The organism is Chitinimonas sp. BJB300 (assembly GCF_002735695.1).
In the GTDB taxonomy this organism is placed as follows: domain Bacteria; phylum Pseudomonadota; class Gammaproteobacteria; order Burkholderiales; family Chitinimonadaceae; genus Chitinimonas.
Genome location: NZ_PDZH01000020.1, coordinates 1 through 21,453, shown reverse-complemented (window position 1 = coordinate 21,453; position 21,453 = coordinate 1). Strand labels below are relative to the sequence as shown.

Here is a 21,453-nt window from a genome sequence, read left to right as displayed (position 1 = left end):
GAAATAATCAAGATGGCCGCCGCCCCGCAATACGACGAATCTTCCGTCAAAGTACTGAAAGGTCTGGAACCGGTAAAGCACCGACCAGGCATGTACACTCGCACGGAAAATCCACTCCATATCATCCAGGAAGTCATCGACAACGCTGCCGATGAGGCCCTTGGCGGTTACGCCAAAAATATTGAAGTAGTGGTTTATCAGGATGGATCGATCAGCATTGCTGACGATGGCCGGGGTATTCCAGTCGGCATTCACCCAGAAATGGGGGTACCGACGGTAGAAGTCGTCTTCACCCAGCTGCACGCCGGGGGCAAGTTCAACAAAAAGGACGGCGGCGCTTATAGCTTCTCGGGCGGCTTGCATGGCGTGGGCGTCAGCGTCACCAATGCATTGTCGACCCGCCTGGAAGTAAGGGTGAAGCGTGAAGGAGCCGAGTACGCCCTGGCCTTTAGCGACGGCTTCGTTATTGAACCCATCGCGCTGCTCAAGGAAGTTGGCAAGAAGAACACCGGTACTTTCGTACGCTGCTGGCCCGACCCGAAATACTTTGATTCGCCCAATATCCCCATGGGTGAACTGGCGCATATCCTTCGATCAAAGGCAGTACTGTTACCCGGTATTACGGTAACGCTCATGGTCGAAAAGAAAGATAGCAGCCGCGATACCCAAACCTGGAGCTATCCGGATGGCTTGGCAGGCTATCTGAGCGAACAGTTGGCCGATGCGGAATTGATTGTCCCCTTGTTCCGGGGCGAGCGTTATATCAACGAAGAAAACGACAGTTTCTCCAAAGGCGAAGGTGCAGCCTGGGTGATTACGTGGACAGAGGAGGGCGGTATTGCCCGCGAATCCTACGTAAACCTGATTCCTACACCTTCTGGCGGTACGCATGAAACCGGCCTGCGTGATGGTGTGTTCAATGCCGTCAAGAATTTCATCGACCTGCACAACCTCCTGCCCAAGGGCGTCAAACTGCTGCCGGAAGACCTTTTCGCACGTGCCAGCTTTGTATTGAGCACCAAAGTGCTCGACCCACAATTCCAAGGCCAAACCAAGGAACGGCTCTCCAGCCGCGACGCGTTGCGACTTGTCTCAACCCAGGTGCGCGACCCGTTTGAGCTGTGGCTAAACGAGCACCTGGACTACGGCAAGAAATTGGCTGAACTCGCCATTCGCCAAGCTCAAAGCCGCATGAAAGCGGCTAAAACCGTGGTGAAGAAAAAAACTAGCGGTGTCGCCGTATTACCAGGCAAGCTGACTGACTGCACCAGCGAGGATGTAAGCCGCCGCGAGCTTTTTCTAGTGGAAGGTGACTCAGCCGGGGGCAGCGCCAAACAAGGTCGGGATAAGGACTTCCAGGCTATCCTCCCCTTGCGCGGCAAGGTACTGAATAGCTGGGAAGTCGACCAAAGTGAACTGTTCGGCAATAACGAGATCCATGATATTGCCGTTGCTATCGGCGTCGACCCACATAAACCAGATGGCCTGGCAGACCTAAGCGGCCTGCGGTACGGCAAGATACTGATCATGTCCGACGCGGACGTGGATGGTTCCCACATTCAGGTGCTGCTCTTGACGCTGTTCTGCCGGCACTTCCCCCAACTGGTTAAAAACGGGCATATCCACATCGCCCAACCGCCCTTGTTCCGCATCGACGTCCCAGGCAGCGGCAAGCAAAAGCCACCACGCAAATTCTACGCATTGGACGATGGCGAGCTGGAAGCCATTGTCGACAAGCTCCGGCTGGAGAAAGTCCGTGAAGGCAGCTGGGGTATCAGCCGCTTCAAGGGCCTTGGAGAAATGAATGCAGAACAACTGTTTGACACCACCATGAACCCAGACACTCGCCGCACTTTGCAGATCAGCTTCGATGCCCTTGAGGACGATACCCGCCGCATCATGACCATGCTGATGGGTAAGGGCGAAGCCAGTTCGCGCCGCACTTGGCTGGAAGAAAACGGCAATCTGGCGGAAGGGGATATCTGATGCTGGGTTCTCATTCAGCAGGAGCCGTACTGTGAGCCAATCCACCAGCAACCCAACTACACGCGTCGCGATCGTCATCCCAGTACTGAACCAACTGGCTTATACCCAGGGCTGCCTGGCATGCCTGGAAGCCGATATCGCCACAGGCGTACAGGTCATCGTCATCAACAATGGCTCTACCGATTGCACTGCCGAATGGCTGGCCAGCCAACCCAACATTCAGGTTATCAGCAACCCTGAAAACCGTGGCTGTGCACCAGCCTGGAACCAAGGTGTAGATCTGGCCCGCGATGCGGACTGGGTCATCGTGCTCAATAACGATGTACTGCTGCCCCCAGGCTGGCTGCAAGCCCTATTGCAAGCCGGTGAACGGCATCGGCTAGATATTGTGTGCCCCGCCATGCGGGAACGGGACCAGAACTATCCTTTCACGACCTATGCCGAAGGCTTCATGCATGAGCTGCAAGACGTACTGCGACTCAATGCGGCACATGGCGTCTGCTTCGCCGTAAGGCGCACAGTATTCGATCGTATCGGTGGCTTTGACGAAGCCTTCCGTATCGGCCAATTTGAAGACACGGATTTCTTTCGGCGCGCCCGCATAGCAGGTTTTCGTGCCGGAATCGTCGGCGCCTGCTTTATTCACCATTTCGGCTCTGTCACGCAGGATGCACTCAGCGACACCAACCGGAATCGACCCTATGAAGCCGAAAACCGCGCCTACTTCCGCAAGAAATGGCAATTAGGCTGGTGGAAACGGCGCAGCGAGAAGATGCGACAGGAAATGCAGCAAAGCTGGTGGCGCTGGCACGAGCAACGCCGCTATGGGCATACGCTGCATGAGAAATGGGGCAAAGGTCAGCTGGAATTCTACTGAGCTGCCCTACTTACCAAACCTACGGGTGCAGCATTGACTTACACATCGTCAGCGCCGCATCTTGTTTCACGCTAACGCAAGCGGCTTGCCAACCTCGTCCGCAAGCGATCGCAAGGCATCCAACACCACCTTCTCGGGCAAGTTGACCAGACAATCGCTTACCTGCCCATCGCCGCATCCTTCCCGGTTGCATGGGCGGCAGGGGTAATTAGTATTAGCAACCATGCGGCTGGGCACCTTCCACGGCGCCCACTTACCATCTACCGACGGCCCAAACAACGCCACACAGGGCGTACCGAGCGCAGAGGCCATATGCATTGGTGCGGAATCCAGACCCAACCACAGCTTGGCGTCAGCAATCAGCGCCCCCAGTTGCTTTAGCGTGATTTGGCCGGACAAATCCACTACAGGCCGCTCCAGCCGTGCCTTGATCGCCTCGATCATCGCCATCTCCTGCGGCTCCTTGGCTGCCGTCAGCAGTACTTTTTCTCCTGCCGCGGTCAATGCATTGATCACCACAGCCATTCTCTCCGCAGGCCATGCCTTGTACATCCAGCGCGACGTGGGGTGCACCTGGATATACTCGCCAGGCTTCAGACCATGCTGAGCCAGCATCACGTGGGCACTGGTACGACTGGCTTCATCGACCGTCAGACACATACGATGGGTAGCATCATTGGGGCGGATGCCAATTCGACGTAAAGCATCGAGATGGACCTCAACCATATGCCGAGACCATGGCAGATCGTGGTAAAGATGGGTGAAGCTCTTGCGCCAGAATCGGTCGCGCAATTGATCAGATGCAACCGAGACCTCAGGACGCAACAAGCGGGATAACCATGCCCCTCTACGCCGTTTGGTGAGGTGTACAACTAGGTTGTAGTTGCGCGAACGCAGTGTGCGCAGCAATTGCCACTCCGCCTTTAGCCACCCCCAAACACCATGTTGGCGGCGGCCATGACGAACTATTCCATATAGCTGATCGAGGTCCGGGTGGCCTGCAATCATCGGTTTTGTATCTTCAAACACCAGTGCATCTACTTGATAACCCGCCAGCGCCAATGTACTTACGACAGGACTGCTCAGTAAAACATCACCATGATGCTGCATCATCATAACCAGCGCGCGGCGCTGGGTGCTGCTATCCATTACGTTACCCCTAACAGCAATTCCCGCACTCTATCGGCATCTGGCGCACGTTCAATCTCGCTCGCCAGAGGACTTAAGCGCTTTAGGTCACTCTTTAAAATTACTTGTTTCACATTCAATAGCTGGGCAGGATGCATGGAAAAGCTACGCAAACCCAGCGCCAGCAACAACCGCGTCAGCCGCACATCACCCGCCATTTCACCGCAGACCGACACAGGCACACCCATCCGATCAGCCCAGCGAATCACATGGGCGATCAAATACAGTACGGCGGGATGGAAGGGGTCATATAAATGGCTGACCGCATCATCACCCCGATCAACCGCCAGCGTGTACTGAATCAGGTCATTGGTGCCGATGGAGACAAAATCGAGCCGTTCCAGAAAGTGATTGATAGTGAGGGCCGCACCCGGCACCTCGATCATGCCGCCAATCTGGACATCCTCTCCAAACGGGATGCCATCTTCACGCAAGCTGTCCTTCACCTGCTCGACATGGAACCGTACTTGGCTCACTTCTGCCAAGCTGGCCAACATAGGCACCAGCATTTTAAGCTTGCCATGCACACCCGCGCGCAACAGCGCACGTAGCTGGGTACGGAACAGAATCGGTTCAGCCAAACAGAGCCGTACACCCGTCAGACCCAGGGCAGGGTTGGGGGCCGACTGAGCATCTTCATCGGCCCACTTGGGCATCTTGTCACGGCCGAGGTCAACGGTGCGAATCGTAACCGGCTGCCCCTTCATCCCTTCAAGTACTTGCCGATAGGCCTCATACTGCTCTTCTTCGTCCGGCAGGTCGTCACGGCCCAGGAAGATGAATTCGGACCGATAAAGACCGATGCCAGAAGCACCGTTGGATCGTACCTGTTCTATGTCACCCGGGGTTTCAATATTGGCCAGCAGCTCAATGCTGGTACCATCCAACGTTGTAGCCGCGGTACTCTTCAGTCGCTGTAAGCGCTTACGTTCCGCAGCATGGCTGGCTTGGCGCTTGCGGTATTCCGCCACGATCGCTTCGCTGGGGTCGATGATAGCCACACCAGCCGTACCATCGACAATCAGCCGTTCGCCTTCCCGAATCAACTGACGCGCATTGTGCAACGCCAGTACTGAGGGGATATTCAAGCTGCGGGCAAGAATAGCGGTATGCGAGGTTGGCCCACCTACATCGGTCAGGAAAGCAGCAAACTGCGCTTCCTTGAACAGCACCATGTCGGCGGGGCTCAGGTCATTTGCCACCAAGATACGTTCGCGGCTGTCTTCAGGCGGGACATATTGCCCTCCACCTTGCCCAGCCAAGGCTTTAAAGACCCGCTCGACTACCTGAATGACATCGGTGCGTCGCTCGCGCAGGTATTCTTCCTCAATGACATCAAACTGTTCGAGCAGACGATCCTGCTGCAGCTTGAGTGCCCACTCGGCGTTGCAGTGTTGCTGGGCAATGATGTCGCGCGGCTCGCGGGCAATGGTATGGTCGTTCAACAGCATGACGTGCAGGCTGAGGAAGGCGCCCAGCTCAGTGGGGGCGTTCTCAGGGATACTGCCCCACAGCAATTCCAGTTCCTTACGTGTAGCGCGCACCGCCGCATCGAACCGGGCTATCTCACCGGCGACTTCGGCGTCAGTGATCTCGTAGTGGGCAACTTCCAGATCGGTGTGGCTAACCAGATGGGCTCGGCCAATGGCAATACCACCGCCAATCCCGATGCCATGCAAGCTAATGGTCATGGCGCCTCCGAGCGCTTATTCCGACTCATCGAAACGATTGGCGATCAACTCAGTGACCGCCGCCATCGCAGCAGCTTCATCATCGCCACTGGTTTCAATCATCACCCGGCTACCCTTGGCAGCAGCCAACATCATCACGCCCATGATGGATTTCGCATTGACGCGCTTACCATTACGGGTCAGCCATACCTCACTGCTAAAGCGGCTGGCAAGCTGGGTCAACTTGCTGGAAGCGCGTGCATGCAGGCCCAGCTTATTGATGATCTCGACTTCTTGCTGTTGCATTCGTAGTCCTTATTCAATCGCGTTTGCTACGGGTGGCAAGATATACATCACCCCTTCCAGCCCACCGGTTACCGCCTTACCAACCACAATCTCCAACGATTCATGCGAGTAATTCAGGGTACGAACCAGCATTGGCAGATTCACACCCGCGACAGCTTCAAACCGCCCCGGCACAATCAGACGATACGCCACATTGGAAGGCGTGCCGCCGTAGATGTCGGACAGCACCACGGCACCCGTACCCGTATCAATCTCATGCAATAGCGCCCGTGCCCGTTCCAGCACCACGTCCGGATCATCCTGACGGTACACCGGAAGGTAGCGTAGTTGCGGCAAAGGGCGGCCAAGTACATGCGCTGCACACTCAGCCAAACTTTCACCAAGACCGTAGTGCGTGAGAAGCAGAATTCCAACCATGATCAAACTCTAAAAACAGCGTTACATCGATTCTAACAGCGACTGGCAGACAACCCGTCCTGGTCACAACGCAAATGTTTAACTGGATTAGCTTTTCTGCCTAAATTGCCACCTCTAACGCATCAATAAACACACCCGCCACATTGATACCCGACTGGGCGCTGATTTCCTGAAAACACGTTGGACTGGTGACATTCACTTCAGTCAATGTGTCTCCAATGACATCCAGCCCTACCAATAGCAGCCCTTCGGCGACAAACTGCGGCCCCAACGTATCGGCAATCTCACGATCACGCTCGGTCAACTGGCGGGCTACACCGGTTCCGCCAGCCGCCAGATTACCGCGTGTTTCGCCCTGCATCGGGATACGGGCCAAGCACCATTCAACCGGCTTGCCTGCAATCACCAAAATGCGTTTATCACCTTCCTTGATCGCTGGCAGATAGCGCTGCGCCATCAGCGTGACCTTGCCATGCAGTGTCTGGGTTTCCAGAATAACGCCGATATTGGGGTCCTCCGGGCGTAAGCGAAAGATGCCTGCACCACCCATCCCATCCAGCGGCTTCAGGATGATGTCCTGATGCTCCTGCAAAAAAGCGCGGATATCATCAGCCCTGCTGCTGACCAGCGTGGGTGCAATGAACTGGGGAAAACGCAAAATGGCGAGCTTCTCATTGAAGTCACGCAAAGCACGTGGTTTGTTGAATACGCGCGCGCCCTGGCGCTCTGCCTGTTCAAGAAGATGGGTAGCGTAGAGGTACTCGCTGTCAAAGGGCGGATCTTTACGCATGATGACTGCATCAAAACTTGTCAGTTCGCGCGCTTGCACCGGGCTGGCAGCAAACCAGTCATGCGCATCGCCGGTCAGTTCGATTCTGCGTACATCGGCCGACACCCGGCCGGCCAGCCCGCGCATATCGCACTGCTCGAAGGCATACAGCACATGGCCACGGGCTGCGGCTTCACGCATCATGGCGAAGGTGGAATCTTTGTAAGTCTTAAAGCTATGGAGGGGATCAGCAAGGAAGGCGAGATGCATGGGCGGGAGGTCAGCAAAGTGGGAAGAATCAGCCGGATGGAGTGACTATCGCACCCCGATCCGACTGGACGAGCATTTATAGTAGTTCCTGCAACCCCTCACAGCTGGCACGCGCTTTGGGCAGTTCGTCCACCATCTCGGTAGGGGTGATAGCGAGTTTATCGAGCAACTTGGCGGGCAACATTTCAGCTATATCGGCATCACTCAACTCTGCATCAAATTGTGCAGCTAACAAACTGGCAAGCGCGACCAGACCGGCATAAGGTTCAAATTGCTCGTGGGCGGCAGGGTTGGGATGCTGTGTGATAGCGCGCTGAATATTGACTGGAAATTGCCACCGCCGAGCCAGCTCGCCCCCAACCATCGCCAAATCCACGCCCAATACCATGTTCTCCACCTGGGCACGGTCGGTACCCGCCACCACCATGCGATCTATCTTGGCCATTTCACCGGGTGCCGCGATATGAATCAGCAGCTCGCCAATGTTATGCAACAAGCCGCAGGTATAGGCTGTGTTGCCATCCAACTTAGCCAATTTGGCAGCCCAACGCGCCAAATTGCCGGTCTTGAAACTTTTCAGCCAGAAGGCTTTACGATCAAAACTTTCGCTGGCTATCTGCATACCAGACATGCCCGACGACACCACCAAGAGACGGAGGTGGTCAAAACCCAGCCGCACCACTGCATCTTCGATACTGGCAACCGCCTTACCACCACTCATGCGATTACTGTTTGCCAGCCGTAATACCTTTGCAGATAACACTTGATCATGTGAGACCTGAGTTACCACTTCATCCACATCGGTATTGGCTCGCTCAAAGCTCGCCAGCAACTCTTGCACTACCTTGGGCACCATCGGTAAACGACCAGCAGCCTTGTCAAAAATCTCTTCCAGCGTCATAGCGTGACTCCTCGGGAGTAAAGCCGGCCGCCGGACAGAGCAGGCCGGATTTAAGATGTCAGGTGGAGGCGGGTCCTCGCAAACCTGGCCCGAAACGACGACCGATGAGGACACCGCTTAAGCATAGAAGTTATTCCAACCGACCGCGCCATAGCAGCAAACCGGCCGCTCAGTGGCAATACCGGTGAAAGGCACAATCCTGAGAACCGGTCTAAAATCTGCTGTGCGCCAGCAATACGGCGTTGAAAACACCCTCGGAATACTCATTTACCACGCATAAACTCCGCTTCCTCGACTGTTTTCGCCTTGTCTTTACGCTAGCTCGCGAGACTTTAGACAGGCTCTGAGATCTGTACAAAGCCTGTAGTGCGCAACTTTTAACGAGGTGAAGCACCACGCTGAAAGCGGCAAGGGCCGGGACTAAACATCTAAGCCGTCAGTTCCGCCATCAGCGCAGGCTCCGTAACCTCGATTTCCCGCGCGGCCGCCAGCAGCGCCAGCCGGGCCACCACGCCATAGGCATAGAAACGATTCGGCGCACAATCCGGGCTGCCGTCACAATCGGGTGTCGAAAGCGGTGTGTTAAAGGCCAAGGGCTGGAAGTAAGCACCGGGGGCGTTCAAGTTTTCGTCAATACCACGCTCGGTGTGGACTCGGTAAAAACCCCCCACCACGAAACGATCCATCATATAAACCACGGGCTCGGCCACGGCGTCCTCAATGGTTTCGAAGGTCGGCACCCCTTCCTGCACGATCACATCGCTGACTTCCAACCCTTCCTTGACCACCGCCATTTTGTTGCGCTGCTTGCGATTGAGGCCAATTACCTCTTCTGGTGACTTGACACTCATCACCCCCATGCCATAGGTGCCGGCATCTGCCTTCACAATAGCGAAGGGCGCAGCATCAATGCCAAGATCACGATACTTGACTGCCGTCAGGGACAACACACGTTCCACCTCAGCCGCCAGACGCTCCTCACCTTCGCGGGTTTGGAAATCGAGCTGGCTGACCTGGCCAAAATACGGATTGATATACCAAGGGTCGATACCCAGCAGGTCGGAAAACTCTTTGGCCACGCCATCGTATAGGGCAAAGTGATTGGTCTTGCGGCGGGTAAACCAACCGGCATGCAATGGCGGCAGCAGATTTTGGTCGATGTTACGCAGAATGTCGGGGATACCGGCTGACAGATCGTTATTCAGCAGCACCACGCAGGGGTCAAAACCCGGCAGACCCACCCGCCGGCCATTACGTTGAATCGGCTCCAGCACAAGGGATGCACCATTAGGCAAGTCAAAAGTAGTCGGCCCAACGATTTCCGGATTGAGCGAACCCAACCGTACATTCAAACCCGCCAACTTGAGAATACGCGCCAAGGCAGCAACGTTTTGCAGATAAAACTGGTTACGCGTGTGGTTTTCTGGAATCAGCAGCAACCGGCGAGCATCGGGACAAATCTTTTCAAGCGAGCTCTGCACAGCTTGCACGCACAGTGGCGTAAAGTCGGGATTCAAATTATTGAACCCGCCCGGAAACAGGTTCATATCCACCGGCGCGAGCTTAAAGCCCGAATTGCGTAGATCCACCGAGCCATAAAACGGGACAGCATGTTCCAACCATTGACTACGAAACCAGCCTTCGATCTCACATTGGGCAGTGAGCATCTTGCGCTCCAAATCGAGCAAGGGGCCAGTCAGCGCGGTGGCGAGATGAGGTACTTTCATAGCGAAACCTATCGTATGCAGCGGTTGGAGCCCGGCCTGGGCCACTAAACACCCAAGCACGGGCATAAGAAACAGGCACGGGCTTGGTTTAAAACATCGGTAGAGCACGATTACTGCCCAGTCTATCAACAACTCCAAGTCAGAGATAAATCCAACTGTCTTAAGAACCTGTTCAATCTATCCCGAGCCGCGGCAAGACATTAAACAGGTTTCAACGAATCGCGCCAACATCCGGTTACATACAATGGTATAGAGAAGGTAAGCATTTTATACCCCTCAGATTACGACTTTGAAGCTGTACTTCAAACCGCTTTGGGAAAGTTGCGATGATGGCCTGCGCAAATAGATAGGGGTGGTCGTGCCCGGTTTCAAGCAGCCTACATGCTAAACTCGCGCCGCGCCGCCGCCCGGTCAATTGCTCATGGCTTGCTGCGCTTGTCCTCCCCAGTCAACGACGAGGTCCCGGCATGACCGAAGCCGCCCCCAAGCCCAAGGAAAGTCTGCAAGAGAGCCTGCAGCAAGTGCAGCGCCTGCTGAACCGGCACAAGCTGGTGGAATCGCTCGCGCATAAGCAGGAAATGCCCAAGCACGACCCTGTCGAATCCTTGGTGCACAAGCAGAACCTAGTTGAGCTGGAACACAAGCTGGAACAGCTGCACCCGGCTGACATCGCCTTCATTCTCGAATCCCTGCCGCTCGAAGAGCGTTTAATGGCCTGGGGTCTGATCAAGACCGAAGTCGAGGGCGATATCCTGCTGGAAGTGTCGGATACAGTGCGTGAGTCGCTGTTGGCCGATATGAATCGGGCGGAAATCATTGCAGCGGCCGAGCACCTCGATACCGACGAACTGGCCGACCTCGCGCCCGACCTGCCCCAGGATGTGATGCATGAGCTGATCGGCGGCTTGGAAGAAGAAGAACGCGCCGAACTGCAATCTGCATTGTCCTATGCCGATGATCAGGTCGGTTCACTGATGGATTTCGACATGGTCACCATCCGCGACGATGTGACGCTAGAGGTCGTACTGCGCTATCTGCGCCGCTTTGAAGAGCTTCCGCACCATTGCGATAAATTATTTGTCGTGGACAACAACCAGCGCCTCAAAGGTGTGCTGTCGATCAAGAAGCTGTTGGTCAGCGACCCAGAGCTTGAAGTATCGGAGGCCATGGCGCGCGACATGGTCATGTTCCGTCCTGATGACGATGCCGGCCACGCGGCCCAGGCTTTCGAGCGCTACGATCTGGTTTCTGCACCAGTCGTGGACTCAACCAATAAAGTCATCGGCCGACTGACCGTAGACATGATGGTGGATGTGATCCGGGAGGAAACCGACGCCGAAGTGTTGAGCTTGGGTGGTCTGAAGGAGGAGGAAGACCTTTTCAGCTCAGTTTGGGAGTCCGCCAAGAATCGCTGGCCCTGGCTGGCAGTGAATATCTGCACGGCCTTCCTGGCAAGCCGCGTAATTGGCGCTTTCGAACATACTATCGAAGCGCTGGTTGCACTGGCAGCACTCATGCCCATCGTATCTGGCATCGGCGGAAATACGGGTACCCAGACTGTCACATTGGTAGTGCGTGGTTTGGCGCTGGGCCAGATCAACGCTTCCAGTGCCCGCAGACTGATCGCCAAGGAGCATGCTATCGCCCTGCTCAATGGCGTCGTATGGGGAGGCGTGTTGGGCTTTATCGCCTTTCTGCTCTACCGTGACGTTCATCTGGGCGTCGTTATGGCTGCAGCGATGATTCTTAATCTACAGGTAGCCGCCTTAGTTGGCCTGTTGGTGCCGCTTACCATGAATAAATTGGGTCGCGACCCTGCCTACGGTTCCTCCGTGTTCCTCACCGCCGCCACCGACAGCATGGGATTCTTCATCTTCCTCGGTTTGGCGACCTTGTTCCTGCTCTAGATATGTTTCCAAAACAAACTGAAGTACCCCCCACCTCCAGCACATCTAGCTGAGTACAGATGGTGGAAGAAAAAAGCGCATTACCACAACAAGCGCTACAAGCAGCCTCCCAAACCCAAGTCAGCGATCCCGCAGCCAACTGGGCCACAGGGTCAGCGACAGCCTCACTAAAGTGGCATGGTAATATTTACAAAATGTTCAGCTCCATCTTTGACCGCCAGATTCACGTGCACCCAACACACCTTGCATCTACCTTGCTGTTAGATCTGATGCGCCAGCAACGTTATGGGGTGGAGTACCAACCCATCGTTGAACTTAAATCCCAAGAAATCATGGGTCACGAGGCACTCGCACGGTTCTATTCAGCAGACTGCCAGCCGCTCGCACCCAAAATGGTCTTCAATGCATTGCATCGCAGCCCACTCTCGCTGTATCAGGTCGAATTCGATATCAAACGCCTACAGCTGGAAAATGCACCCGGCAGCGGCACATTGTTCGTCAATCTCGATCCGGACGCCTATGCGGTCACTGCCGATGAGGCGGACGAACCCTTACTGACACTGCTTAGTCATCACAACAGTATGGTGGTCGAGATCATTGAAGATACCGATGTTTCCGATGCACATCTCTCTCAGCAACTGGTCCGTGCCCTTGCTGCACGCGGTATTTGCTTGGCGTTGGATGATATTGGCGCACCCAATTCTGTGATTTCGCTTGATGTCATGATGAAAGTGGACTGGTTCAAATTCGACCGATCATGGCTGGCACGTGCCCACAACAGCAGGGCTCGCGCAGCCTTGCTGCACCTGATTGCGTTTGCGCACGAATGCGGTGGCAAAGTCATTTTAGAGGGCGTTGAGCATGAGCATGATCTGGCGCTGGCCCGTGCCCTTGGAGTGGACTGTGTACAAGGTTTTCTCTACCGAGACCATTTCATCTCGATCGCAAAAACACAGCCCCGCATGAGGACCGCATGAAGCACACCGTCGCAAGCTTGATCAGCCAAGCTCGCCAATGTGGCCTGCCTTCATTGGAAGCGCGATTGCTGCTTGAGCACGTCAGCGCCATCAGCCGTACACGTCAAGCGGCCTGGCCTGAAGCCGAAGTCAGCGCCACCACCGCAGAGCGGTTTCAGGTGCTGACTAATCGGCGTGCAGCGGGTGAACCTGTTGCCTACTTGGTCGGCACACGTGAATTCTTCAGCCTGGAACTGGAAGTCAGCCCCGCCGTGCTGATTCCCCGTCCTGAAACCGAATTACTGGTTGAGTTGGCATTAGAACGCTTACCGCTGGATCAACCCAGGCGAGCCCTTGACCTTGGGACGGGGTCAGGCGCTATCCCGGTTTCGCTACGTAAGCATCGGCCACAGCTTGCTATGTATGCCATCGATATCTCCAACGATGCCCTGGAGGTGGCTGCCAGAAATGCGGAACGGCACAGTACGCCCATTCTGTTTGCCCGCAGCAACTGGTATACGGAGCTGGCCGATGAACGCTTTGACCTGATCATCTCAAACCCACCCTATATTGCCGCTGGCGACGCACACCTAAATGAAGGCGACCTGCGCTTTGAGCCTGCAGGCGCACTGAGCGACGGCGCAGATGGCATGCTGCATATCCGACAGATTGTTGCTGGCGCAGCCACACACTTACGGCCAGGAGGCTGGCTGCTGTTCGAGCACGGCTATGACCAAGCCGAAACCAGCCGGCACCTGCTAAACCAAGCAGGCTTTCAGGCCGTGTGCAGTTGGCGTGATCTTGCGGGTATCGAGCGAGTAAGTGGAGGGCGCCTACCCTAGAACCTGTTCGCTGCCTGTGATGCGCTTTCCCTTCCAGCACCAAGCAGAGAACACCGTGAATTCGTCGGGCAAATGGCCATTCTTATAACCCGGTACTACATTTTACCGACATGGACTCTTCGCCAACCAAGCCGTAAAATTCCTGACTGAATTGATCGACTATTCGAGCCATGCGTCTCGAATACTGCCAAACCGGCCGCCTTCCCATCGGCCAGCAATAGCAAGGAAATGTCATGGATACCCAAGAAAAAATCCGCCAACTCGTCAGCGAAAACTCAGTCGTGCTGTTTATGAAGGGTACGCCTACCTTTCCACAATGCGGTTTCTCTGCCAAAGCCACCAGCATTCTCAAAGCCTGCGAAGTGCCTTTCGCTACCGTCAACGTACTAGCTGACGATGACATCCGTCAGGGCATCAAGGAGTTCGCCAACTGGCCCACGATTCCGCAGCTCTACATCAAGGGCGAGTTCGTCGGTGGCTCCGATATCATGAGCGAGATGTACCAGAATGGAGAACTGCAAACCCTGCTACAGGGTCTTAAAGCCTAATGGCATCAGTTCAAAGCAAAGCCAGTCCGTAACACGACTGGCTTCTTTGCGTGCGCTTTCACAGCTTCCTGTTTCGATTGAGAGACCAGGCCCATGGAAACTATGGGTCTGGTCTTCCACGAAATGCTGCAGCGCTAACTCAGTAGCCTACTTGGCGCCAATCTTGAATGTACGTAACAACGGCATTTGGCTGCTTGGGCCAAACCAGCGGTCGAAAATCTTTTCCGCCTCACCCGACTCTTCCATTCCCACGATAGTCGTATTGACTTCCTTGAGTAGGCGCTTCTCGCCCTTACGCACGCCAATACCGTACACCTCGACGGAAATGCTCACGTCCGGAATTTCAAACTCATCCTTGTTCTGCATTTTGCCCAAACGGCCAGCCAAGATAGGCTCCTCGGTACTGACAGCATCCAGCTCACCGTTGCTCAAAGCAGCGAATGCCTGCTTATAGTCGGCAAACAGCACCAGATTGGCGCCGGGCAATTCCTGGCGCAGATGCTTTTCTGAAGTAGAGCCCGTAACCGTACCAATATTGGCATTAGCCAAGTCTTCAACGGTCTTTATCTTGCCTTTCGGGGCAGCAAATTTTTGCCAGGTGACAAAATAGCCATAACTGAAATCAAGCTGCTTCTCACGCTCAGCTGTCTTGGTCATGGTGGCGATGATCAAGTCCACATCCTTGGCTTGCAGTCTTGGAATCCGCTGAGCCGACTCCACCTCTTTGACCACAACCTTCACACCAAGATGCTTGGCGATGGCAATGGCGAAATCAACGTCATAACCAGAGATGGTTTTGGCTTTGGGATTGCGCATGCCAAACGGTGGGGTAGCGTCCTTCACACCCACAATCAATGTACCGCGTTTTTTGATTTCATCAAGGTCATCAGCAAATGCGGAACCAAGCAAAACTAAACCCAAAACAGCAGACAGCAATAATTTTAGTTTCACGGTAATGCTCCAAGAGGTAGAGAAAAGCTTTGCAAATTCGAAGAAACTTATGGACAACCTTGGTTTCTAAGCACCTACTCGAAGTTTATGGCACCCCATGCCTTCGACATTATGTAGTTTGCAGTAAAGCCCAAATTGGGGAAGCTTTATCGCTATTTTCCTTTCCAAGCAGAAATAACGCAGACCAAAACCAACAACCCCGTCTTTGGAGACGCTGATGTCCCTGCAACTCTGGCTCGCTTATGTAGCCACCGTCTTTCTCATCTCAGGGACACCTGGGCCCAATATGTTACTGGCCATGACCCACGGCATCCGTCACGGTTTTAGCCACACGATCAGCACCATGCTTGGCCTTTTGGCGGGGCTGGTATTGATATTCTCCATATCGCTTGGTGGGCTGGGCGCAATATTACTGGCCTCCAGCCATGCTTTTGATGTCATCAAGTACATCGGCGCTGCCTACCTTATCTACATCGGCGTAAAAACGTGGCGCAGTACCGATACGACCCTGCATACTCAGAATCAGCCCGATACCTATGGAAACTGGACTCGCTTTCGCAGCGGCTTCCTGGTCGCACTTTCCAATCCCAAAGCCATTCTATTTGGCGTGGCTTTCTTCCCCCAATTTCTCGACAATGATCAACCGATTGCTGGTCAAGCCAGCATTTTGTTGCTGACATTCGCTGTTATCGAAACCGGCTGGATGTGTATCTACGCCAGCGGGGGGGCCAAGCTAGCGCTATGGCTTCAACAAGGCTGCCGTATGAGCTGGTTCAATCGAATAGCCGGGGGCGCCTTCGTTGGCGCGGGAATGATACTGGGCAGCTTCCGCCGTTAGATAAGGAGCACTGCCTTAGAACCTGTCTAAAGTCTGCTGCGCGTCGGCAATATGGCGTTGAAAACACCCTCGGAATGCTCATTTACCACTTGTAAACTCCGCTTCCTCGGCTGTTTCCGCCTTCTCTTGCCTTAGCTCGCGAGACTTTAGACAGGTTCTTACTGCACTCAATGCATGCTGCAAGCGACCTTGAACCTATGGCTTAGCACTTTACTTCCCGCACCAAGATAGGAAGAAGACACGATGCCTGCAATCCACCCTGCAGCCGCTATCGGCTTTACCCAACAATCGGACGCCTATGCACGCGGACGCCCAGACTATCCACTGGCTATCCTGCCCTGGATGCAGGAAGTATTAGGCCTACAAGCAGGGAAGGCCGTCCTCGACCTTGGTGCGGGCACAGGCAAATTCACACGCCTCCTGCAACAGACAGCTGCGCAAATAACGGCATTGGAACCCATTCCGGCAATGCGCGAAAACTCGCCACGATCGAGGGAATAGCGATACTTGACGGTACTGCAGACGCCATTCCCCTACCGGATGCCTGCTTGGATGTTGTTGTAGCTGCAACCGCATTTCACTGGTTCGCAACCGATGCCACCATGGCTGAAATTGCACGCGTGCTCAAATCCGGCGGCTGGTTGGGGCTCATCTGGAACGTGCGGGATGAATCAGAGGATTGGGTAGCGAAGCTTACCGAGATTATGGTGCGCCATGAAGGTAATACGCCCCGTTATCGCAAGGGTAGCTGGAAGCAAGTCTTTCCTGCCGCAGGTTTTGGGCCGCTACAACAAACCAGCTTTCCGCATCAACATACCGGGCCGGCCGAGCAGGTCATCATTGACCGATGCATGTCCGTCAGCTTTATTGCAGCGCTACCCGAGCCAGAACGTGAGGCCATAGCCACAGAATTGCGTGCGCTTATTGCCCACCACGCCGCCCTGGCAGGAAAACAGGAAATAGTGGTGCCTTACCGCACTGAAGTATTTTGGTGCCAACGTCAGCTGTAAGCACTTCTGACAGCTCATATTCCTTACGTTTGTAAAATATTTCGACACCAGGCCCGCTACATCTCAGATAGCAGCGACAATGGCGTGGGAAGCTTTCCATGGCATTGCTCGGTTGAAGGCTTTCATTTCACACGCCGTGCGCCAATATTGATGGCATAACCTTTTCAATGCTCAGACCGTAAAATATTTCGACACTTGCCTTATTAACCTACCGACGCCCAATACCGCCATCTAATGCCTCTTATGCCGTAGGCACAGGAATAATAAAAAAGGAGGGGATTTTCCCCTCCTTCGAATAACCACCAATAATACCGAAAACTACTTGGCACGACGGCGTGTGATTGCACCGAGGCCAAGCAACCCTAGCGCCATCAGTACCACAGAACCAGGCTCCGGCACGCTCAACAAGTCGGCACTACCGTCGCTGGTGATTTTACCCGTTGCGCACATTAAGGCATTGTCAAAAGGACAAGCCCCTGAAAACACAAATGGGTTGGAAATCTTATTGGTTGTTTGGACCTGCATCCAGAGATCTGAAATCGAGTTATAACCTAGGCCTGGCCCCAACAGATCTAATTGGAAGCCATTCAAAAAAGCATCAAATTGCAACAGCAGCGTCGACTGACCGAGTGTTTGAGCTTGGCCATTAAAGTCAGCCAAATCTCCACCCGAAGGGCCACGCATAGACATTGTGGCCATATCAACCCATGTCGCTGCGCTATCTGCCGTAGCTTGCAACTTAATTGAGCCTACACCCGGTGTGAAGCTGTAATTAATCGCTCCGGTAAGCGCATCGTAATTGGTAACCACGCCAGATAGCCCACTAAACACAAAGCGCATGCCATCTAGTGGCTGAGCAAAGTTTTGTGGGAAACCGAAGTCACCAAACCCTGGGACGTTTTCCAGCACGTAATTGATATTAAAAATCTGGCCAAATTCCTCAAACTTTGCGCCGACAAATGGCGTCCCACCAGGGCCCACTTGCTGATGGGTTGTAGCTTCACCGCCATTAAGGCCAAGGTGGCCGATATTGTTGGTAGTTGTACCTGCAGCGCTCATAGTCCAGGCATCCTGGACCACCATGGCATGGGCGGCCGGCCCCATAGCTGCCGCACCAGCCAAAGCGAGCGCCATGACGAGTTTTTTGATTTGCATCGCTAATTCCTCCTAAGAACTTACATATTTTTTTAGATTTAATGCTTGGCATTTTCCCAAAGCATATTCAATTTGATGCGGTCGGAAATAAAGCAATGCATATGCCAAAAAAACAAGCTGCTGATTTAGAAAGAAAAAATCATCATCAATATGGAAAATCACAGCAAGCCGTAAAATATTCCGACATACAAATAAGCATAATAATTAATCAACAAAGCTTTAAATATAGGCCCAAAAATCCCATTTACCATATACAGTAGAAAATAGAAATATATTGAGATACAAGTTATTTAATCTTCCATACCCCACACCCACTTCAAACCTGTAGGGGAAATACAATCTAGCCGCGCTAAATTCTGCTGGTGATAATGGAGGCACTGCCGCTGGGCCTCAGAGCGGCCTATATAGCCATAGATGTGATAATCAGAGAGAAGAAATGCAATGCCGATACAGCACCTGAATGCAACTACCGATGCACTCTCAGCCGATTGGTTTTTTGGGCTATCAATCGGCAATAAATATGCTGCGCTATTAACCAATGCATTCAATAGCCGGCCAGACCAGCAAAGTATCGATGATGCGCTCGCGCTCGGTAATTATGTAGTGCATACCGAGGCAAACAAACGAACCCGCCATGCACTGCGCGCCGTGCTACTCGCCAATTTTCTACTCAAAAACCAGCCTACTACCCTGGCTGTTAGATTACACGAGCAATACAAGTCATTACCCTTAGAATCTCTAAAGCAAGCATTCACACACTTGGTTCCGAGTTTTATCGATAACGGTAATCGTGTCGCATGGGGCCCGCACAACTTCACGAACGTAGCAATGCTGAATGCTTTTAGCCGAGCCACTGATTGGAGGGCAAGAGCAATCCCGTCGTATAAGTTGTTTGTACATACACTGAAGCACCCCTCGACCGTGCTAGACGCGCCTATCTCGACACTGTCCGGGTGGACAGCCATCAGCATGAGCGTACTCGGCAGCACAAAGCCTATTGCCTACAGCAATCACGGTTTAATCCTTGGAGTGCCGCAAAACAATGTGCTGTCCACTTCGCCTACAGACCAGTGGTTCGACAACTATGCAGGCACCAGCCAAAGCACAAAAGCCCCCGGGCAGTCGATGGCAAAACACATCGCTGAGAAAAACCTCATGCTGGGCGGATTACTGACTCCCGATCAAGTCGTCATGCATCAAGGTACGATGGGGGCCATGCAACACTGTGCCGGCACAGCCCTTACGCAGCACAACGAGATTGTTGTCTGCGGTATTGCCGGCCAGCCATTGCCTCATGGCATGACCGGTAACTTGCGGCTACTGGGAGTGTTTATTCAGACCCGAATGGATGGCACCCTGCCTGACCGCTACTTAAAATCTCAGGGGCCTTCTCACAGTATTGAAATGGCTGCATCGGCCTGCGCCCGGAACTATCGCGTCCCACTTCTCTATCTGCCTACAACTCAGCTATGACAGTGTGTAGCGCTACTGGCGACTTAACTATTGGCTCCGTCTGCTCGCTACAGCGATAAGTTGCGCCTGATTAGAAATGTTACCGGGCCGCACCGCACATCGGTACGGCCGGCGTATTCAAATCTTGGATATCAATAAAGTGCGATGCTTCAGCGCTATTTCGCTGACCCCAGTCCCAGCGATGTCGGCCAATAGCGAGAGATAGTGAGTGAGCCAAAAGCAATACAGGCTTCCTACATAAAGTCGCAAGGCTCCACTTGTGGCTAGCTACCAACCGATTGTCGGTTCGGCCTCTAATCCAAAGGTAGTAGCTAGCCACGGCGGCTTACCCGCATTACGATGCGGCCCCAACCGGCGACACAATTGCTGGCCTAGCCGCAGTGTTGCTAACCAGCAGCGCTGCCCAATCGTAAAATCGATTTTGCGGAATGCGTCCCGCCCCAGAGCCATACCTATGCGGCGCAAAATCCGCCCGGAGCCACACAGCCATGACTGCCTTCGTTTTCAGCGAACCCAATTTCGATAACCACGAACAAGTGGTTTTCGTCTCCGAGCCAAAATCTGGCTTGAAAGCCATCATCGCTGTGCATAACACCCATCTTGGTCCAGCTATGGGAGGCTGCCGGATGTGGAACTATGCCAACGAGGCCGAAGCAGTTACTGATGTGTTACGCCTCGCGCGCGGCATGACTTATAAAAATGCCGTGGCTGGCTTACCCATTGGGGGCGGCAAGAGTGTGATTATCGGTAATCCAAAAACCGACAAAACACCTGCGCTATTTGAGGCGTTAGGCGAAGCGCTTGAGCGTCTGGGCGGTCGCTATGTAACTGCCGAAGATGTAGGCACCAGCCCTCTCGATATGGCGAGCGTGTCCCAGAAGACAAGCTACGTTGCAGGCCTAGGTACCAGTGGCGATCCATCTCCATTTACTGCATTAGGGTGTTTCGTAGGTGCACAAGCCGCTGTAAAGCACCATTTGAAACGTGACTCGCTGGAAGGATTGATCGTCGCCTTACAAGGCCTGGGCCACGTAGGGTATGACTACGCCCGTCGCCTGCACGCAGCCGGCGCCAAGCTGGTGGTCGCCGATATCGACAAAGCTGCGCTGGAACAGGCTCGGGCAGAATTCAATGCCGAGGTTGTACCTGTGGATAGCATCTATGACGTACAAGCCGATATCTATGCACCTTGCGCCCTCGGCGCCACGTTAAACCCCAATACCCTGAGCCGATTGAAAGCCAAAATCATCGCCGGCGCCGCAAACAACCAATTGGCCACTGCCGAAATTGGACAAGCGCTGCGTGATAAGGGGGTGTTGTACGCGCCCGATTTTGTGATCAACGCTGGGGGCATCATCAAGGTCTGCTACGAATACCTCAATAAGCCGGAAAGCGAAGTAGACGGCCATGTCCGTAAAATTGGCGAGACGCTGATGGAGGTATTTAAACAGGCCGACCATGAAAATCTACCTACAAGCGTAGTAGCAGATAGGGTGGCAGAGAACCGTTTTAAAAACTAAGCCCAGACCCACTAAATCGGCATAGGGGCGACCAGATGTTCTGGCCGACCCCTGCCACACCACCCGGCATGCGGGTCCGCACCGGGCGGTTGGAGCAGTTGAGGTCAATCTGCCTCCAATTGATGCACATCGCCCGGTTTCG

Annotated in this window: 18 protein-coding genes and 1 pseudogene; 10 read left to right on the top strand and 9 right to left on the bottom strand. The window is 54.0% G+C overall.

Annotation, left to right across the window (positions count from 1 at the left end; translation table 11 throughout):
• Nucleotides 1-12: 12 nt before the first annotated feature.
• Together parE and CSQ89_RS05275 are read left to right on the top strand one after the other, a co-directional pair.
• Nucleotides 13-1,986, top strand: a complete 1,974-nt coding sequence (gene parE, locus CSQ89_RS05280; protein ID WP_099405140.1) for a DNA topoisomerase IV subunit B — start codon at nt 13-15, stop codon at nt 1,984-1,986.
• A gap of 31 nt (nt 1,987-2,017) precedes the next feature.
• A complete protein-coding gene (locus CSQ89_RS05275; protein ID WP_099405139.1) occupies nt 2,018-2,863 on the top strand; it encodes a glycosyltransferase family 2 protein in 846 nt (281 codons plus the stop codon).
• Nucleotides 2,864-2,929: 66 nt separating this feature from the next.
• Here the strand turns inward: CSQ89_RS05275 and rfaQ are convergent, their stop codons facing one another.
• From rfaQ to gshA, 7 genes are all read right to left on the bottom strand, one after another.
• Entirely contained in the window at nt 2,930-4,012 is a 1,083-nt protein-coding gene (gene rfaQ / locus CSQ89_RS05270) for a putative lipopolysaccharide heptosyltransferase III (protein WP_099405138.1), read from the bottom strand.
• Complete coding sequence (ptsP, locus tag CSQ89_RS05265) at nt 4,012-5,742, bottom strand: phosphoenolpyruvate--protein phosphotransferase (RefSeq protein ID WP_099405137.1); 1,731 nt, start codon at nt 5,740-5,742, stop codon at nt 4,012-4,014. The genes rfaQ and ptsP overlap by 1 nt, the downstream gene beginning before the upstream one ends.
• A 15-nt stretch (nt 5,743-5,757) precedes the next feature.
• A complete protein-coding gene (locus tag CSQ89_RS05260) occupies nt 5,758-6,027 on the bottom strand; it encodes an HPr family phosphocarrier protein (protein ID WP_099405136.1) in 270 nt (89 codons plus the stop codon).
• A 9-nt stretch (nt 6,028-6,036) separates the two neighbouring features.
• Nucleotides 6,037-6,444 carry a PTS sugar transporter subunit IIA gene (locus CSQ89_RS05255; protein WP_099405135.1) on the bottom strand — a complete coding sequence of 136 codons (408 nt, stop codon included), beginning with the start codon at nt 6,442-6,444 and terminating at the stop codon, nt 6,037-6,039.
• A 100-nt stretch (nt 6,445-6,544) separates the two neighbouring features.
• On the bottom strand, nt 6,545-7,483 hold the full coding sequence (gene gshB, locus CSQ89_RS05250) for a glutathione synthase (protein ID WP_099405134.1): 939 nt from the start codon (nt 7,481-7,483) through the stop codon (nt 6,545-6,547).
• Nucleotides 7,484-7,559: 76 nt separating this feature from the next.
• Entirely contained in the window at nt 7,560-8,384 is an 825-nt protein-coding gene (locus CSQ89_RS05245; RefSeq protein ID WP_099405133.1) for an HDOD domain-containing protein, read from the bottom strand.
• Between the two features lie 428 nt (nt 8,385-8,812).
• The gene (gene gshA, locus CSQ89_RS05240; RefSeq protein ID WP_099405132.1) at nt 8,813-10,111 is read right to left on the bottom strand and encodes a glutamate--cysteine ligase; all 1,299 of its coding nucleotides are present in this window, start codon (nt 10,109-10,111) and stop codon (nt 8,813-8,815) included.
• Nucleotides 10,112-10,578: 467 nt separating this feature from the next.
• Here gshA and mgtE point away from each other — a divergent pair, with 467 nt between their 5' ends.
• The 4 genes from mgtE to grxD all read left to right on the top strand — a co-directional run bounded on the left by mgtE (nt 10,579) and on the right by grxD (nt 14,364).
• Entirely contained in the window at nt 10,579-12,018 is a 1,440-nt protein-coding gene (mgtE, locus tag CSQ89_RS05235; protein WP_099405131.1) for a magnesium transporter, read from the top strand.
• Between the two features lie 194 nt (nt 12,019-12,212).
• On the top strand, nt 12,213-12,995 hold the full coding sequence (locus CSQ89_RS05230) for an EAL domain-containing protein (RefSeq protein ID WP_199065227.1): 783 nt from the start codon (nt 12,213-12,215) through the stop codon (nt 12,993-12,995).
• On the top strand, nt 12,992-13,816 hold the full coding sequence (gene prmC, locus CSQ89_RS05225; protein ID WP_099405130.1) for a peptide chain release factor N(5)-glutamine methyltransferase: 825 nt from the start codon (nt 12,992-12,994) through the stop codon (nt 13,814-13,816). Before CSQ89_RS05230 ends, prmC begins: the two co-directional genes overlap by 4 nt.
• A gap of 233 nt (nt 13,817-14,049) precedes the next feature.
• On the top strand, nt 14,050-14,364 hold the full coding sequence (grxD, locus tag CSQ89_RS05220; RefSeq protein WP_099405129.1) for a Grx4 family monothiol glutaredoxin: 315 nt from the start codon (nt 14,050-14,052) through the stop codon (nt 14,362-14,364).
• A gap of 147 nt (nt 14,365-14,511) precedes the next feature.
• Here grxD and CSQ89_RS05215 read toward each other — a convergent pair whose 3' ends face one another.
• The gene (locus CSQ89_RS05215; RefSeq protein ID WP_099405128.1) at nt 14,512-15,315 is read right to left on the bottom strand and encodes a transporter substrate-binding domain-containing protein; all 804 of its coding nucleotides are present in this window, start codon (nt 15,313-15,315) and stop codon (nt 14,512-14,514) included.
• A 217-nt stretch (nt 15,316-15,532) separates the two neighbouring features.
• Here CSQ89_RS05215 and CSQ89_RS05210 point away from each other — a divergent pair, with 217 nt between their 5' ends.
• Both CSQ89_RS05210 and CSQ89_RS05205 read left to right on the top strand, forming a co-directional pair.
• Nucleotides 15,533-16,153 (top strand): LysE family translocator, encoded by a 621-nt coding sequence (locus tag CSQ89_RS05210; protein ID WP_099405127.1) that lies wholly within the window; start codon nt 15,533-15,535, stop codon nt 16,151-16,153.
• A 243-nt stretch (nt 16,154-16,396) separates the two neighbouring features.
• Nucleotides 16,397-17,163: pseudogene (locus CSQ89_RS05205) on the top strand (class I SAM-dependent methyltransferase).
• A gap of 318 nt (nt 17,164-17,481) precedes the next feature.
• On the opposite strand, the gene CSQ89_RS05200 reads toward CSQ89_RS05205, so the two are convergent.
• Nucleotides 17,482-18,318, bottom strand: coding sequence for a PEP-CTERM sorting domain-containing protein (locus CSQ89_RS05200; RefSeq protein WP_099405126.1), 837 nt, complete (start codon nt 18,316-18,318; stop codon nt 17,482-17,484).
• A gap of 969 nt (nt 18,319-19,287) precedes the next feature.
• Here CSQ89_RS05200 and CSQ89_RS21980 point away from each other — a divergent pair.
• Both CSQ89_RS21980 and CSQ89_RS05190 read left to right on the top strand, forming a co-directional pair.
• Nucleotides 19,288-19,791 carry a hypothetical protein gene (locus CSQ89_RS21980; RefSeq protein ID WP_143747050.1) on the top strand — a complete coding sequence of 168 codons (504 nt, stop codon included), beginning with the start codon at nt 19,288-19,290 and terminating at the stop codon, nt 19,789-19,791.
• Nucleotides 19,792-20,279: 488 nt separating this feature from the next.
• Nucleotides 20,280-21,311: a Glu/Leu/Phe/Val family dehydrogenase gene (locus CSQ89_RS05190; RefSeq protein ID WP_099405124.1), complete on the top strand. Its 1,032-nt coding sequence runs from the start codon at nt 20,280-20,282 to the stop codon at nt 21,309-21,311.
• Nucleotides 21,312-21,453 lie beyond the last annotated feature (142 nt).

Excerpts from the sequence above, each read along its gene's own strand:
- parE (WP_099405140.1), top strand. The coding sequence starts at position 13 with ATGGCCGCCGCCCCGCAATACGACGAATCTTCCGTCAAAGTACTGAAA.
- rfaQ (WP_099405138.1), bottom strand. The coding sequence starts at position 4,012 with ATGGATAGCAGCACCCAGCGCCGCGCGCTGGTTATGATGATGCAGCAT.
- ptsP (WP_099405137.1), bottom strand. The coding sequence starts at position 5,742 with ATGACCATTAGCTTGCATGGCATCGGGATTGGCGGTGGTATTGCCATT.
- CSQ89_RS05260 (WP_099405136.1), bottom strand. The coding sequence starts at position 6,027 with ATGCAACAGCAAGAAGTCGAGATCATCAATAAGCTGGGCCTGCATGCA.
- CSQ89_RS05255 (WP_099405135.1), bottom strand. The coding sequence starts at position 6,444 with ATGGTTGGAATTCTGCTTCTCACGCACTACGGTCTTGGTGAAAGTTTG.
- gshB (WP_099405134.1), bottom strand. The coding sequence starts at position 7,483 with ATGCATCTCGCCTTCCTTGCTGATCCCCTCCATAGCTTTAAGACTTAC.
- CSQ89_RS05245 (WP_099405133.1), bottom strand. The coding sequence starts at position 8,384 with ATGACGCTGGAAGAGATTTTTGACAAGGCTGCTGGTCGTTTACCGATG.
- gshA (WP_099405132.1), bottom strand. The coding sequence starts at position 10,111 with ATGAAAGTACCTCATCTCGCCACCGCGCTGACTGGCCCCTTGCTCGAT.
- mgtE (WP_099405131.1), top strand. The coding sequence starts at position 10,579 with ATGACCGAAGCCGCCCCCAAGCCCAAGGAAAGTCTGCAAGAGAGCCTG.
- CSQ89_RS05230 (WP_199065227.1), top strand. The coding sequence starts at position 12,213 with ATGTTCAGCTCCATCTTTGACCGCCAGATTCACGTGCACCCAACACAC.
- prmC (WP_099405130.1), top strand. The coding sequence starts at position 12,992 with ATGAAGCACACCGTCGCAAGCTTGATCAGCCAAGCTCGCCAATGTGGC.
- grxD (WP_099405129.1), top strand. The coding sequence starts at position 14,050 with ATGGATACCCAAGAAAAAATCCGCCAACTCGTCAGCGAAAACTCAGTC.
- CSQ89_RS05210 (WP_099405127.1), top strand. The coding sequence starts at position 15,533 with ATGTCCCTGCAACTCTGGCTCGCTTATGTAGCCACCGTCTTTCTCATC.
- CSQ89_RS05200 (WP_099405126.1), bottom strand. The coding sequence starts at position 18,318 with ATGCAAATCAAAAAACTCGTCATGGCGCTCGCTTTGGCTGGTGCGGCA.
- CSQ89_RS21980 (WP_143747050.1), top strand. The coding sequence starts at position 19,288 with ATGAGCGTACTCGGCAGCACAAAGCCTATTGCCTACAGCAATCACGGT.
- CSQ89_RS05190 (WP_099405124.1), top strand. The coding sequence starts at position 20,280 with ATGACTGCCTTCGTTTTCAGCGAACCCAATTTCGATAACCACGAACAA.